The 13,661-nt window shown below is 67.1% G+C and carries 13 protein-coding genes; 8 read left to right on the top strand and 5 right to left on the bottom strand.

The genetic code is table 11. The features are described from left to right. Positions 1 to 152 precede the first annotated feature (152 nt). Positions 153 to 923: an SDR family oxidoreductase gene (locus ABB28_RS12395; protein ID WP_057508928.1), complete on the top strand. Its 771-nt coding sequence runs from the start codon at positions 153 to 155 to the stop codon at positions 921 to 923. 49 nt (positions 924 to 972) lie between these two features. Then, a complete protein-coding gene (gene yeiP, locus ABB28_RS12390) occupies positions 973 to 1,539 on the top strand; it encodes an elongation factor P-like protein YeiP (RefSeq protein ID WP_057508927.1) in 567 nt (188 codons plus the stop codon). A 366-nt stretch (positions 1,540 to 1,905) separates the two neighbouring features. Here yeiP and ABB28_RS12385 read toward each other — a convergent pair whose 3' ends face one another. The 4 genes from ABB28_RS12385 to ABB28_RS12370 all read right to left on the bottom strand — a co-directional run bounded on the left by ABB28_RS12385 (position 1,906) and on the right by ABB28_RS12370 (position 5,994). Then, positions 1,906 to 2,367, bottom strand: coding sequence for a hypothetical protein (locus ABB28_RS12385; protein ID WP_057508926.1), 462 nt, complete (start codon positions 2,365 to 2,367; stop codon positions 1,906 to 1,908). An 81-nt stretch (positions 2,368 to 2,448) separates the two neighbouring features. Further along, entirely contained in the window at positions 2,449 to 4,224 is a 1,776-nt protein-coding gene (locus tag ABB28_RS12380; protein WP_057508931.1) for a DUF7844 domain-containing protein, read from the bottom strand. A gap of 5 nt (positions 4,225 to 4,229) precedes the next feature. Then, a complete protein-coding gene (locus tag ABB28_RS12375) occupies positions 4,230 to 4,544 on the bottom strand; it encodes a DUF2388 domain-containing protein (RefSeq protein WP_057508925.1) in 315 nt (104 codons plus the stop codon). A 61-nt stretch (positions 4,545 to 4,605) separates the two neighbouring features. Then, positions 4,606 to 5,994, bottom strand: coding sequence for an FAD-binding oxidoreductase (locus tag ABB28_RS12370; protein WP_057508924.1), 1,389 nt, complete (start codon positions 5,992 to 5,994; stop codon positions 4,606 to 4,608). A 172-nt stretch (positions 5,995 to 6,166) separates the two neighbouring features. Between ABB28_RS12370 and serA the strand changes: the two genes are divergently transcribed. Beyond that, positions 6,167 to 7,411, top strand: coding sequence for a phosphoglycerate dehydrogenase (serA, locus tag ABB28_RS12365; RefSeq protein WP_057508923.1), 1,245 nt, complete (start codon positions 6,167 to 6,169; stop codon positions 7,409 to 7,411). A gap of 69 nt (positions 7,412 to 7,480) precedes the next feature. On the opposite strand, the gene ABB28_RS12360 is transcribed toward serA, so the two are convergent. After that, positions 7,481 to 8,077 carry an NUDIX hydrolase gene (locus ABB28_RS12360; protein WP_057508930.1) on the bottom strand — a complete coding sequence of 199 codons (597 nt, stop codon included), beginning with the start codon at positions 8,075 to 8,077 and terminating at the stop codon, positions 7,481 to 7,483. Between the two features lie 181 nt (positions 8,078 to 8,258). Between ABB28_RS12360 and ABB28_RS12355 the strand changes: the two genes are divergently transcribed. The 5 genes from ABB28_RS12355 (at position 8,259) to mtnC (ending at position 13,482) form a co-directional block, all read left to right on the top strand. Next, a complete protein-coding gene (locus tag ABB28_RS12355; RefSeq protein ID WP_057508922.1) occupies positions 8,259 to 9,734 on the top strand; it encodes an amino acid permease in 1,476 nt (491 codons plus the stop codon). Between the two features lie 96 nt (positions 9,735 to 9,830). Then, positions 9,831 to 11,255, top strand: coding sequence for an amino acid permease (locus ABB28_RS12350; protein WP_057508921.1), 1,425 nt, complete (start codon positions 9,831 to 9,833; stop codon positions 11,253 to 11,255). A 240-nt stretch (positions 11,256 to 11,495) separates the two neighbouring features. Beyond that, on the top strand, positions 11,496 to 12,137 hold the full coding sequence (locus tag ABB28_RS12345) for a methylthioribulose 1-phosphate dehydratase (protein ID WP_057508920.1): 642 nt from the start codon (positions 11,496 to 11,498) through the stop codon (positions 12,135 to 12,137). An 88-nt stretch (positions 12,138 to 12,225) separates the two neighbouring features. After that, positions 12,226 to 12,780: a 1,2-dihydroxy-3-keto-5-methylthiopentene dioxygenase gene (locus ABB28_RS12340; RefSeq protein WP_057508919.1), complete on the top strand. Its 555-nt coding sequence runs from the start codon at positions 12,226 to 12,228 to the stop codon at positions 12,778 to 12,780. Between the two features lie 6 nt (positions 12,781 to 12,786). Next, positions 12,787 to 13,482, top strand: coding sequence for an acireductone synthase (gene mtnC / locus ABB28_RS12335; RefSeq protein ID WP_057508918.1), 696 nt, complete (start codon positions 12,787 to 12,789; stop codon positions 13,480 to 13,482). Positions 13,483 to 13,661: the final 179 nt, after the last annotated feature.

The following is a 13,661-nucleotide window of genomic DNA, read 5'->3' as shown; positions in this document are numbered from 1 at the left end:
TTGACGTTGACGTTGACGTACCCGTTGCTCCAGAAAGCGGGCGCCGGGCTGCAAGCCCGGCATCCATCCCCCCCCCAAGCAACGCACTGCACAACGGCCCAGCACGCGCCATCCGTTAGAATCGCGGGCTCTTGAACCAGCAGGACCGTGCAATGCAGTTGTCCAACGTACGTGCCGTCATCACCGGTGGTGTCTCCGGCCTCGGCCTTGCCGTGGCCGAACATCTCGTCGCCCAGGGCGGCAAGGTCGCGCTGTTCGACCTCAACGATGAGAAAGGCGCCGCCGCCGTCGCCGCGCTGGGACAGGCGAACGCCTCCTACCAGCAAGTCAACGTCAGCGATGAAGCCGCCGTGGCCGAAGCCATCGAACAGGCCCACGCCTTCCTCGGCGGACTCAACGTGGCAGTGAACTGCGCCGGCATCCTCGGCGCCGGCCGCGTGCTCGGCAAGGAAGGCCCGATGCCGCTGTCCGGCTTCCAGAGCACGGTGATGGTCAACCTGGTCGGCAGCTTCAACGTCGCCAAGGCCGCGGCCAACCGCATCCAGCACAACGACGCCGGTACGGACGGCGAGCGCGGCGTGATCATCAACACCGCCAGCATCGCCGCCTACGAAGGGCAGATCGGACAGGCCGCCTATGCCGCCTCCAAGGGCGGCGTGGTCTCGATGACGCTGCCGATGGCGCGCGAACTCTCGCGCTTCGGCATCCGTGTCAACACCATCGCACCCGGCGTGTTCTGGACCCCGATGGTCGATGGCATGCCGCCGGCCGTGCAGCAGTCACTGGCCGCCTCCATCCCGTTCCCGTCGCGGCTGGGCAAGCCGGAAGACTTCGCCAGCCTGGTCGCTTACATTCTGGGCAACACCTACCTCAACGGCGAGACCATCCGCCTGGACGGCGCCACCCGGCTCGCTCCGAAGTGATTCCCCCGGGCGCCGGGACGGCGCCCTCCCCCAACCGACCTACACCACCATGAAAGCCAGCGATATCAAGAAGGGCAACGTCGTCGAATACAACAACGGCGTGTACCAGATCCGCGACATCGAGCGCAGCTCGCCGCAGGGCCGCGGCGGCAACGTCCGCTTCCGTTTCATCATGTACAGCGTGCCGGGCGGCAACAAGCTCGACGCCAGTTTCGATTCCGATGACAACCTGCCGGAAGTGGAACTGCTGCGCCGCCTGTCGACCTATTCGTACAAGGATGGCGAGGCGTTCGTGTTCATGGACGACGAGGATTACACCCCCTACACCCTGGATGCGGACGTGATCGGCGATGACGCCGGCTACATCACCGACGGCCTGGCCGGCATCTACGTGCAGGTGATCGACGACCAGCCGGTCGCCATCCAGCTGCCCACCAGCGTGGTGCTGGAAGTGGTGGAAACCCCGCCGGAAATGAAGGGCGGCACCGCCACCAAGCGTCCGAAGCCGGCCAAGCTGAGCACCGGCCTGGAAATCATGGTGCCGGAGTACATCGCCAACGGCGAACGCGTGCTGGTCAACACCACCACCGGCGAGTTCGGCGGTCGCGCCGACTGATTATCCAGGTCGTTGTTTTCGCGGTGGCCACACATGGACTCGGCCGGGCGGCTGGGCTGCAGTGGACACGCCGCAAGTACGTCCCTGTAGGCTCGTGTTCGGCTCCTGCCTTACGACGGTCCCCTGCAGCCCAGCCCCCCGGCCCCGGACAGTTTCCGGTGGCCCCAGCCGCGGATAGGGGAGAAAGAAGCGGTCGCGGGTTGCATGGCCACCGTGGACCTGTCGAAGATGGGACGGGGTGGTTGTGCAGGACCGTCTGTTGCCATGGATGGCAACAGCGAGCCTCCATGGACGGATTCACGGCGTGTCCTGCACAGCCAGCCCGTCCCGCCAACCACCTGCCCTGCCGATGCTGTGGCGCTCGGATCACTGCGCCGCGCTGAAGCTCCCGCAGCCGTGCAGCTGGCGCGTGCCCACGGTCAGCATCGCCTTCGCATCGGCCATCTCCCCACTGCCGTCATGCTGGCACGGCACGCGCTGCACACTCAGCTTGATCGGGGTGCCATCGGCGGCCGCACCGGCCCAGCCATCCGGCCCGTGCGTGGGGGCCGCCACCTCGTAATGTGTCTGGCCGTAATCCACCTCGACCCGCAGCGCAGTGTCGCCGCCCGCACCGACCTCGGCCATCCAGACCGGCTCGGTGCCCACTGCGCGGAAGGCATCATTTGCGGTCGGCGCCGCAACAGCAGGCTCCGCCTCGGCCACCGGCGCGGCAGCCGGCCCAGCGGCGGTGCCCTCGCCGCCGGCGTTCGGATCCGCCGCAGGCTGGCAGGCGACGGCAAGTGCAACCACCAGCACGGTGGGCAACAGGAAAAGAGATGGACGCATGTGCGCTCCTCGACTTCATTCAACAGCACATGACGCTACCATCTGCACCGTCAACGCCACGGGAACCGCAGCGCGCCGTGTTCAGCTTCCTGCCGCAGCGGGTGCCGCCGCCTGCGCACGCAGATGCGCGCCGAGTGCCTGCACGTTGGCATCCAGCACATCCAGTTCTTTGCGCTGCGCCGATGGCAAGCCTGCGCGCATCTGCAATCGCAACTGCTTCCATGCCTGCGGTGCCTGCGTCGATGCCGCCAGCAGGCGGGGCTGCAGCGTGGTTAGTTCATCGGCCTGCGGCAGGCCATATCCCGGCCCACCCAGCAGGGCGCCGGGCTGCAGCCATTGCCCTGCCTGTTCCAGCAGCGCCTGCAACTGGCGTGCACCATCGCTGTCACGCTGGGCCAGCACGGCGCGCTTGAGTGTGTCGCGCGCGCGCAGCTCGGCACGCCCAAAGGCGGCCTGTTCAAGCAGCATCAGGCCGGCGGTGGCACGCAGGCCGCCGCGTTGCAGCCACGGCGCGCGCGTTGCGGCATCCAGCTTCAGCCACGCCTGCGCATCGCCAACCGGCAGCCGCAACTCGTCGCGTGCGGCGGCGAACAGCAGGTCGTAGTGCGCGTCGCTGGATTCGAAATAGTAGCCATCGCGTAGCGCCGCGGCGCGGTCCTCCAGCACGCTTTCATCCAGCCTGCCCAGCCGCGCCAGCCTGCGCCGCAGCCCACGCGGGCTGATGCGCTCGATGCCGGCCTCCTGCAGCGCAGGCACGCCCGCCTGCAGCAGCTTGGCGGTCTCCACCGCGCAGTTGTTGCCGACAAAGTAGTAACGACCGTCGTAACTCCAGTGCACCTGCGCGGTGCGCTCGAGCAGGCTGGCGATCTCCTGCGCGGAAAGCTGCAACGGCAGCGAGGCAAGACCGCGCAGTTCCACCTTGGTGTATTCGTCCACCACCTGCTGCAGCGGCAGCACGAACAACCGCGACGGGTAGCCACCGGTCAGCCCGCGCCAGCTGGACAGTTCGACATCGCCCACGAACGCGCGGAACGACAACACCCGGTGCTGGTCCAGGTCCAACCGGCAGGCCGGTCCGGGCACCCTGCCCTCGCGGCAGATCACCAGCCGCAGCATGCTGTGGCCCCAGCGGCTCATCGGTACGTCACCGCTCTCGGCGAACAGGTAATCCACCGCGTAGACGCGTGCCGGATCCAGTCGCATCAGTTCAACCAGGCCTTCCTCCGCACCGGCCTGCAGCAGCGGCACGCCGGCATCGCAGTCCGCCCGCCGTGGGGTCGGCCCCAGGGTCGCGGAAAGCCAGCTCGCCAGCGCTGGACGGCGGCAGGCGAAGTCCGCATCCAGCAGCCAGTGCTCCGCATTGACCGCCAGGTATTCGGCGGCGCTGTGGCGCTCGTAATCGTCGGGGCTGCGGTCAGTGAAACGATTCGGGCTGCGCCCGAGCTTCCACGGGCGGCGCTGCCATCCAGCCAGTTCGCGGAAGCGCGCCTGGCCTGACCAGCCACCGGCCTGCCCGCGATCGGCCACGTGCACCAGTTCATGGACCAGCGCGGCCTGCAGTGCGCGGCCGGCCGCGTCCTCATCGTCATCAAGCAGAGCGCGCTGCAGCTGGATGTCGCCGGAAAACGCGCGGCCGGCAACATGCGCCGGCAGCGTGTCCACCCAGCGCACCGGCACCTGCGGCGGCAACGCCGCGCGCAGCGCATCAGGCAGGCGCTGGACCACGGCATCCACGGCGCGCTGGGCACGGGCGCGTTCGCCGGCGTCCAGTCCGTGCAGGTCAGGCGCCAGCTCGAACGCCTGCGTGGCTGGCGCCAGGCACAGCAGCCACCACGCCAACCACGCGTGGCGGCACATCGGCATCAGCGCGCCAGCAAGGCCTGCGCGAGCGCCAGGTCGCTGCTTTCGCGTGCGGCCGCATCCTGTTCGCGCAGGTGCACCAGAGCCGCCTGCAGGCGGGCACCACGGATCTGGCCATCGCTGGCAACGAAGGCCGCCGCATCATCGCGCGCGGCCAGGATCACCTTGTCATCGCCGGAGCTGCTGCCGGAGGAATTGGACGAAGCGCCCGACGCCGAACCTGCCGAGGTACCGGCAAAGCTGGATGCACCTGCGGCCAGTGGCAGCACCAGCAGGGCCAGGGCGAAAGGAACCAGCAGCGAAGGCAGTCGGGTCATCGTCGGTTTACTCGTGAAGGGGTCGTGCAGAGCGTACCCGACCCGTCAACGGAACGGCAGCTCAGAGATCGAAGACCTTGCCGGGATTCAGCCGCGCTTGCGGATCGAACGCGCGCTTGACGGCCTTCATCAAGGCGATTTCGGCCGGCCCGCGGGTGCTGTCCAGGTAGGCCTTCTTGACCAGGCCGATGCCATGTTCGGCGGAAATGCTGCCATCGAAGCGTGCCAGCACCTGCGCCAGCAGCTTGGTCACCTGCTCGCACTGCTGCAGGAACTCCGCATCACCGGTGTCATCGGGCTTGAGCACGTTGATGTGCAGGTTGCCATCGCCGATGTGGCCGAACCACACCACCTCGAACTGCGGGTACGCCTGGGTGATCAGCGCCTGGGTTTCGGCGAGGAACGCGGGCATCGCCGAGATCCGCACCGACACGTCGTTCTTGTACGGCTTGTAGCGTGCGACCGCCTCGGTGATGCCCTCGCGCAGGCGCCACAGCTGCGCGGCCTGGGCGTCACTGGCACTGATCACGCCGTCGCTGACCCAGCCATTGCCCATGCAGTCTTCGAAGGCCGCCATCGCCGCGGCTTCCTGCGCCTCGTCACCGGCGGCGAACTCGGTCACCACGTAAAACGGATGCACCTCGTCGAACGGCGCCTGCGCACCATGGGCCAGCACGTGCGTGAGCGCCTGCGCGGTGAAGAATTCGAAGGCCTGCAGCTGCAGCCGCGCACGGAACGCGGCGAACACCTGCATCAGCACCTCGAAGCTGGGCACGGCAAGCAGCATCACGTTGCTGGCCGGTGGCGGATCGGTCAGCTTCACCGTGGCTTCCACGATCACCCCCAGCGTGCCTTCCGAGCCGATCAGCAGCTGGCGGAAGTCGTAGCCGCTGGAATTCTTGATCAGGCCCTTGTTGAGCTCGAGCAGCTCACCGTCAGCGGTGACGACTTTCAGCCCGGCGATCCACTCGCGGGTATTGCCGTAGCGGATCACCCGGATCCCCCCGGCATTGGTGGCGATGTTGCCGCCGATCGAACAGGACCCGCGTGCGGCGAAGTCCACCGGGTAGATCAGCCCGTGCTCCAGCGCCGCGTTGTGCAGCGCCTCCAGCGGCATGCCGGCCTGCACGACCAGCGTCCGGTCCACCGCGTCGTAGCCCAGCGCCTTGTTCATGCGCTCAAGGCTCAGCACGAGTTCGCCGTTGGCCGCCACCGCGCCGCCGGACAGGCCGGTGCGTCCGCCCGACGGCACCACCGCCACGCCTTCGGCGGCACTCCAGCGCATCACCGCCTGCACTTCATCCACGCTGGCCGGCAGCGCGATCGCCAGCGGCGCCGGGGTCCAGCGCCGGGTCCAGTCGCGCCCGTAATGCTCCAGATCGGCCGCATCGGTCTTCAGGCGCAGGTCGGGTACGGCCTGCTGGAGGGCGGCAACGCGGGGATCGGTCATGGCAGTCCAGGCAAATGCAGGCGGAACGGGAAAGCGTGCCAGTGCGGCCCGCCAGCGTCCAGCCCCCTGCGCGCGGCGGCAATGGCTACGTTTGCAACCAATTCCGCAGTGCACCATGGGCGGCCGCATCTGGCATAGTGATCAGCCCTTGTCCCACTGGCCGTGCCGTCCCATGTCGCCGAAGAAGACCTCCTACCCCAAGCAGGATATCCGCGTGCTGTTGCTGGAGGGGGTCAGCCAGACCGCCGTGGACGTGTTCACCGCGGCCGGCTACAGCCAGATCGAACTGCATTCCAAGGCGCTGCCCGAAGACGAGCTGAAGGCGCGCATCGCCGACGCCCACATCGTCGGCATCCGCTCGCGCAGCCAGCTGTCGGCCGAGGTGCTGGCCGAGGCCAAGCGCGTGATCGCGGTGGGCTGCTTCTGCATCGGCACCAACCAGGTCGACCTGGATGCGGCTGAACTGGCCGGCATCCCGGTGTTCAACGCGCCCTACTCCAACACGCGCAGCGTGGCCGAGCTGGTGATCGCCGAAGCGATCATGCTGACCCGTGGCATTCCGCAGAAGAACGCCGAATGCCACCGCGGCGGCTGGTCCAAGTCGGCTGCCGGCAGCCACGAAGTGCGCGGCAAGACGCTTGGCATCATCGGCTACGGCCACATCGGCACCCAGGTGGGCGTGCTGGCTGAATCGCTGGGCCTGCAGGTGATCTTCCACGACGTGGAGGCCAAGCTGGCGCTCGGCAACGCGCGCGCCGCGGTCAGCCTGGACGACCTGCTGGAGCGCTCGGACATCATCACCCTGCACGTGCCGGAAACACCGGCCACGCAGTGGATGATCGGCGCGACCGAACTGGCTAAGATGCGCCGCGGCGCGCATGTGATCAACGCCGCGCGCGGCACCATCGTCGACATCGCGGCACTGGATGCGGCGCTGGGCTCGGGCCACATCGGCGGCGCGGCACTGGATGTGTTCCCGGTGGAACCCAAAGGCAACGGCGATGTCTTCGAATCGCCACTGACCGCGCACGACAACGTGATCCTGACCCCGCACGTGGGCGGCAGCACGCTGGAAGCACAGGACAACATCGGCATCGAAGTGGCGGCCAAGCTGGTCCGCTACAGCGACAACGGCAGCACCCTGACCGCGGTCAACTTCCCCGAAGTCACCCTGCCCGAGCACGACGGCAGCCTGCGCCTGCTGCACATCCACCGCAACGTGCCGGGCGTGCTGTCCAAGGTCAACGAGATCTTCTCGCGCCACAACGTCAACATCGACGGCCAGTTCCTTCGCACCGACGCGAAGGTGGGCTACGTGGTGATCGACATCACCGCCAGCGTGGAGCAGGCCGCCGCCGTTCGCGATGAACTGGCCGCGATCCCCGGCACCCTGCGCACCCGCGTGCTGTACAGCTGAGGGCCGTCAGGCCCGGTACCGGTAGTGACGGCCGCTGGCCGTCAACCAACATATGACGGCAAGCGGCCGTCAGCGTCGGGATGACGGCCAGCGGCCGTCACTACCGAGCCAGCGCCGGGCCATGCGCTGCAGCGATGCGTCCGCCTGCGGATCGGCGGCCAGCTGGGCGATGTCGCGCCAGGCCAGGGCGAGCGATTCTTCGCTGATCGCAAAGGCTTCCGACGCCCCTGCCCGGATCACGAAACGTACGTCGTAGTGCCAGTGCCCGGGCACCTCATGACGCTCGGGGATCCAGTGCTTGTCCAGGTCGAAGATCGCCGGATCGTCCAGCGACAGTCCGGAGAGCCCGGATTCCTCCTCGGCTTCGTTCAACGCCACGCGGGCCAGGTCGCGATCGCCATCGGCATGGCCACCGAGCTGCAGCCAGCGATCCAGCTTGCGGTGGTGGGTCAGCAGAATCCGTTGCCCGTCTGCGCTGACCAGCCATGCACTGCCGGTGAAATGCCCTTCCAGCCGTTCGCGCAGGAAAGGATTCAGGGGATCATCAAGAAGTGTGCTGAATTCGTCAGCCAATGTGCCCTGCACAGGCACTTCGAGGGCATGTTGGCGAAGCAGTTCACGCAACGGATCGTCAAGCAGGGCAAGGGTTGCGACAGTTTCCGACATATCCGGGACGCGTTCAGCGAAGGTATCGGCCATTATCGCCAGAAAATGTTGCACGTGCGGCTTGTACATCACCTTCAGCTTTGGCTAAGGTACAGCGAGCCATTCGCATGGCCTTCACCGATCACACGCGCTGGCGACAATGTATCGCCGGCCACCCAACGACCACTTAGGGAAGTACCGCATGCTGAAAGCTCTGTTGAGGGTCAAGCCGGTTGAGCCAGCCGGACACGTTGACGCTGGCGAACCCATCGAAGGCAGCCTGGACGGCGAAGCCACCCTGAAACGGACGCTCACGGCGAAACACCTGATCCTGCTCGGCATCGGTGCGGTGATCGGTGCAGGCATCTTCGTCATGACCGGCCAGGCAGCGGCGTTCCACGCGGGCCCGGCCGTGACCCTGTCGTTCGTGCTGGCCGGCCTTGCCTGCGCACTGGCGGGCCTGTGCTACGCCGAGTTCGCGGCGATGATGCCGGTGTCCGGCAGTGCCTATTCGTACTCCTATGCCACGCTCGGTGAAGGCATGGCCTGGTTCATCGGCTGGTGCCTGGTGCTGGAGTATCTGTTTGCCTCCGCGTCGGTCGCCGTTGCCTGGTCCGCGTACCTGCTGAGCTTCGTCACCACCACGCTGCACCTGCCGTTCCCGGATGCACTCAGTTCCGCCCCCATCGCCTGGGAAGGCGGCCAGTTCATCGCCTCGGGGCAGCTGTTCAACCTGCCGGCGGTGTTGATCGTGGCGGCGGTGACCGGGCTGCTGTACGTGGGCATCTCGCAGTCCACCTTCGTCAACGGCATCATCGTCGCGATCAAGGTCAGCGTCATCTGCCTGTTCATCGGTTTTGGTGCTTCGCACATCGACACCGCCAACTGGCAACCGTTCATCCCTGAAAATACCGGCACCTTCGGTGAGTTCGGCTGGAGCGGCGTGCTGCGCGCCGGCTCCATCGTGTTCTTCGCCTTCATCGGCTTCGACGCGGTATCTACCGCCGCCGGTGAAACCAAGGACCCGCAACGCAACATGCCGATCGGCCTGCTCGGCTCGCTGGCCATCTGCACCATCATCTACGTGATCGTGTGCCTGGTCCTGACCGGCCTGCTGCCCTACCAGCAGCTGGGAACCGCCAAGCCGGTCGCCACCGCGCTGGAAGCCTATCCACAGCTGGCCTGGCTGAAGACGGCGGTGGAAATCGGCGCCATCGCCGGCCTGTCCTCGGTGGTGCTGGTGATGATGATGGGCCAGACCCGCATCGCCTACACGATCTCCCGCGATGGCCTGCTGCCGCGCTTCCTCGGCAAGGTGCATGCGCGCTTCAAGACGCCCTACGTGGCCACCATCATCGTCGGTGTGATCGCCGCGGCGCTGGCCGGCATGATGCCGCTGAACGTGCTCGGTGAACTGGTGTCGATGGGTACGCTGCTGGCCTTCGCCACGGTCTGCATCGGCGTGCTGGTGCTTCGCTACACGCGCCCGGAACTGGTGCGTCCGTTCCGCGTGCCGATGGCCTGGCTGATCTGCCCGCTGGGCGCGCTGGCCTGCCTGACGCTGTTCGCGATGGCCTTCCGCGAACACTGGCACCTGTTCGTCGGCTGGACCGTGCTGGGCCTGCTGATCTACTTCGGCTACGGCATGCGCAACAGCAAGCTCGCCAAGTCCTCCTGATGCATCACGGGCCGGCTGCACAGCCGGCCCGTCTTCTTTCACGCTCCAACCCCGCAGCCACCCCGTGCCTGCACGCACCGACAAGAACACACACCCATGCTCAAGCAACTGTGGGCCACCAAGCACCCGCACGCCGCCCACGAAGATGCCAACGGCCTCAGCCTCACCCGTACGCTGGGGCCCTGGGGCCTGACCGCACTGGGCATCGGCGCGGTGATCGGCGGCGGCATCTTCGTCATCACCGGCCAGGCCGCCGCCAACCATGCCGGCCCGGCGATCATGCTGTCCTTCGTACTGGCCGCCATCTGCTGCGGTTTCTGCGCGCTGGCCTACGCCGAATTCGCCGCGATGGTGCCGGTGTCCGGCAGTGCTTACAGTTACACCTATGCCACCTTCGGTGAGCTGGCGGCGTGGTTCATCGGCTGGATGCTGGTGCTGGAATACGGCGTCTCCGCCTCGGCGGTGGCGGTCAGCTGGACCGGCTACTTCCTCAGCCTGCTCAGTCATTTCGACATCCACCTGCCCGCCGCGCTGGTCAGCGCGCCACTGGACGGCCAACTGCGCCCCACCGGCGCGATCGCCAACGTGCCCGCTGCGATCCTGGTCCTGCTGCTGACCTGGCTGTGCTACGTCGGCATCCGCAAGTCGTCGGCGATGAACATGGCGATGGTGATCCTGAAAACCGGCCTGATCGTGCTGGTCATCGCGGTGGGCTGGAAGTACGTGGACCCGGCCAACTGGCAGCCGTTCATCCCCGAAAACACCGGGCCGGGCCAGTTCGGCATGGAAGGCGTGCTGCGCGGTGCGGCGATGGTGTTCTTCGCCTACATCGGCTTCGAGGCCGTATCCGTAGCAGCACAGGAATCACACCGTCCGCAGCGCGACATGCCGATCGGCATGATGCTATCGCTGGTGATCTGCACCCTGCTCTACATCGCCATGGCCGCGGTCATGACCGGCCTGGTGCCGTACACGCTGCTGGGCACCGACGAACCGGTGGTGACCGCCGTGGCCGCGCACCCGTCGCTGGGGTGGCTGCGCGTGGTGGTGGAAATCGGCGCGCTGGTCGGCCTGTCCTCGGTGGTGCTGGTGATGATCATCGGGCAGCCGCGCATCTTCATGATCATGGGCCGTGATGGCCTGCTGCCGCCGCTGTTCACCAAGATCCATCCGAAGTACCGCACGCCGCACATCAACACGGTGATCACCGGCATCGGCATCGCCCTGCTGGCCGCGCTGTTCCCGTTGGACGTGCTCGGCGAACTGACCTCGATGGGCACGCTGATCGCCTTCGCCGCGGTGTGTGCCGGCGTGCTGGTCCTGCGGCGTACCCAGCCGGACCTGCCGCGGCCGTTCCGCATCCGCGGTGCCTGGCTGGTCTGCAGCCTGGGCGTGCTGAGCTGCATGGCGCTGCTGTCGGCCATGACGTTCCACAACTGGATGCTGATGGGCGTGTGGACGGTGGTCGGTTTCGCGATCTACTTCGGCTACGGCTTCCGCCACAGCCGCCTGCGCCGGTAACCGCCGGCCGGTAGCGGCTGGCGCCGACGGCAGCGGCAGGAGCCGCCGCCAACGTCGCGTGCGACGGCCCGGAGGGTGCCGGTCAGGACGGCCGGCATCGCCCTGCCCGGCGAGCGCAGCGGCGGGTCGTGACGACCCACGATCGTCACCCAGCACACGTTGACGGCCAGCAGCCGTCACTCCCAACGCAGGCCGTCCCTGCCGTCACGTCCACCGGCGGGACCGGATAGAATGGGGCACATGAACGCGCCCACTTTTCCGTATGACAGCCAGCGCCTGAGCGAACTGGCGCAGCTGCTGATCGACAACATCCGCGAGCTGGCACAGGCCGGCTGGACGCCCGCGACCAGCAGCAACTTCTCGCATCGGCTGGACGACCAGCATGCGGCGATCACCGTGTCCGGCCGTGACAAGGGCCGGCTGATCGAAGATGACATCATGGTCGTCGATTTCGACGGCAAGGCCGTCGGCCGCCCGCTGCGCCCGTCCGCCGAAACCCTGCTGCATACCCAGCTGTATCGTCGCTTCCCCGAAGTCGGCTGCGTGCTGCACACCCATTCCCCGGTGCAGACCATCGCCTCGCGCCTGTACGCACCGCAGGGCCACATCCGGCTGGAAGGCTACGAGCTGCTGAAGGCCTTCGCCGGCAACAGCACGCATGAGATGGCCATCGACGTGCCGGTGTTCGCCAACACCCAGGACATGGACGTGCTGGCCGCCCAGGTCGACGCGCTGCTGGATACCCAGTGCCTGTGGGGCTACCTGATCGACGGCCACGGCCTGTACGCCTGGGGCCGCGACATGGCCGAAGCCCGCCGCCACCTGGAAGCGTTCGAGTTCCTGTTCCACTGCGAACTGGAACTGCGCCGCCTGCGCAGCTGAATCGGTGGGGTCATATTCCCGATTGGCATCTGACCCCGCCACGCCACGCTGCTACCCTACCCGTCCCCCCGACGTTCAAGCTGCCGCCATGAGCCGACTGTGCATCTACAACGATACCGCCCCCGACGCCCCGCTGCTGGACTCCCAGGACGGCGCGCTGATCGCTGCCGAACTGCAGAAGATCGGCGTCACCTTCGAGCGCTGGCAGGCCAGCCAGCCGGTCGCGCCGGGCGCCAGCCAGGAAGAAGTGTTTGCCGCCTACCGCACCGACATCGATCGCCTGGTCGCCGAACGCGGGTTCAAGAGCGTTGACGTAGCGTCCATTGCACCGGACAACCCCAATCGCGCCGAGCTGCGGAAGAAGTTCCTTGACGAACACTTCCACAAGGAAGACGAGGTGCGTTTCTTCGTCGCAGGCTCCGGCCTGTTCACCCTGCACGTGGACGACAAGGTCTATGAGATCGAGTGCGTCAAGGACGACCTGATCGCCGTGCCGGACAGCGTGAACCACTGGTTCGACATGGGCGATGAGCCGAGCTTCGTGGCGATCCGCTTCTTCACTGAAGCCGATGGCTGGGTCGGTCATTTCACCGGCACCGACATCGCGCAGAAGTTCCCCCGTTACGTCCCTACCCAGGCCTGAAGATCCATGCAGCCGCGCGTCATCCTCACCGACATCGAAGGCACCACCAGCAGCATCTCGTTCGTCAAGAACGTGCTGTTCCCGTACGCGCGCCAGGCGCTGCCCGGCTTCATCGCCGCCCATGGCGAACAACCGCAGGTGCGGCGCTGGCTGGATGCGGTGGCCACCGAAATCGGCGGCGCCTGCCAGGACAGCGTGGTGGCCGAAACGCTGCAGGGCTGGATCGACCAGGACCGCAAGCACACGGCGTTGAAAGCACTGCAGGGAATGATCTGGGAAACCGGCTACCGCAACGGTGACTACAAGGCGCACTTCTATCCGGAAGTGGCTGCCGTGCTGAAGGGCTGGCACGCCGCCGGGCTGGCGCTGTATGTGTATTCGTCCGGCTCGGTGCCGGCGCAGAAGCAGTTCTTCGGCTTCAGCGAGGCCGGCGACCTGACCGCGCTGGTGTCCGGCTGGTTCGACACCGAAATCGGCGGCAAGCGCGAGGCCGACAGCTACCGCCGCATCGTGGCGGCCATCGGCGTTCCGGCTGCTGAGATCGTGTTCCTGTCCGACGTGGTGGAAGAGCTGGACGCCGCCCGCGAGGCGGGCCTGCAGACCCGCCTGCTGGACCGCCTGGACGACTACCCGCTGCCGCGCAGCGGCGATGCCACGCACGGCCACGACCGGGTAGAGAACTTCCAGCAGATCACGCTCTGAGCCAACCGCGCGGGCCATGCCCGGGTAGCGCCGAAGGCATCGGCAGGAGCCGCTGCCAACGTCGCTTGCGATGGCCCGCAGGGTGCCGGTCAGGACGACCGGCATAGCCATGCTCGGCGAGCGCAGCGGCAGCGGCAGCGGCAGCGGCAGCTGGCCGAAGCATGACGGCCAGCGGCCGT

Origin of the sequence: Stenotrophomonas chelatiphaga, assembly GCF_001431535.1 — a bacterium.
Lineage (GTDB): Bacteria > Pseudomonadota > Gammaproteobacteria > Xanthomonadales > Xanthomonadaceae > Stenotrophomonas > Stenotrophomonas chelatiphaga.
The sequence above is the reverse complement of the archived record's forward strand: the minus strand, read 5'-3'. Positions and strand labels throughout refer to the sequence as shown.

Coding starts and splice junctions, on each gene's coding strand:
- ABB28_RS12350 (WP_057508921.1), top strand. CDS start 9,831: ATGCTCAAGCAACTGTGGGCCACCAAGCACCCGCACGCCGCCCACGAA.
- ABB28_RS12370 (WP_057508924.1), bottom strand. CDS start 5,994: ATGACCGATCCCCGCGTTGCCGCCCTCCAGCAGGCCGTACCCGACCTG.
- yeiP (WP_057508927.1), top strand. CDS start 973: ATGAAAGCCAGCGATATCAAGAAGGGCAACGTCGTCGAATACAACAAC.
- ABB28_RS12375 (WP_057508925.1), bottom strand. CDS start 4,544: ATGACCCGACTGCCTTCGCTGCTGGTTCCTTTCGCCCTGGCCCTGCTG.
- ABB28_RS12345 (WP_057508920.1), top strand. CDS start 11,496: ATGAACGCGCCCACTTTTCCGTATGACAGCCAGCGCCTGAGCGAACTG.
- mtnC (WP_057508918.1), top strand. CDS start 12,787: ATGCAGCCGCGCGTCATCCTCACCGACATCGAAGGCACCACCAGCAGC.
- ABB28_RS12380 (WP_057508931.1), bottom strand. CDS start 4,224: ATGTGCCGCCACGCGTGGTTGGCGTGGTGGCTGCTGTGCCTGGCGCCA.
- ABB28_RS12355 (WP_057508922.1), top strand. CDS start 8,259: ATGCTGAAAGCTCTGTTGAGGGTCAAGCCGGTTGAGCCAGCCGGACAC.
- ABB28_RS12385 (WP_057508926.1), bottom strand. CDS start 2,367: ATGCGTCCATCTCTTTTCCTGTTGCCCACCGTGCTGGTGGTTGCACTT.
- ABB28_RS12340 (WP_057508919.1), top strand. CDS start 12,226: ATGAGCCGACTGTGCATCTACAACGATACCGCCCCCGACGCCCCGCTG.
- serA (WP_057508923.1), top strand. CDS start 6,167: ATGTCGCCGAAGAAGACCTCCTACCCCAAGCAGGATATCCGCGTGCTG.
- ABB28_RS12395 (WP_057508928.1), top strand. CDS start 153: ATGCAGTTGTCCAACGTACGTGCCGTCATCACCGGTGGTGTCTCCGGC.
- ABB28_RS12360 (WP_057508930.1), bottom strand. CDS start 8,077: ATGTCGGAAACTGTCGCAACCCTTGCCCTGCTTGACGATCCGTTGCGT.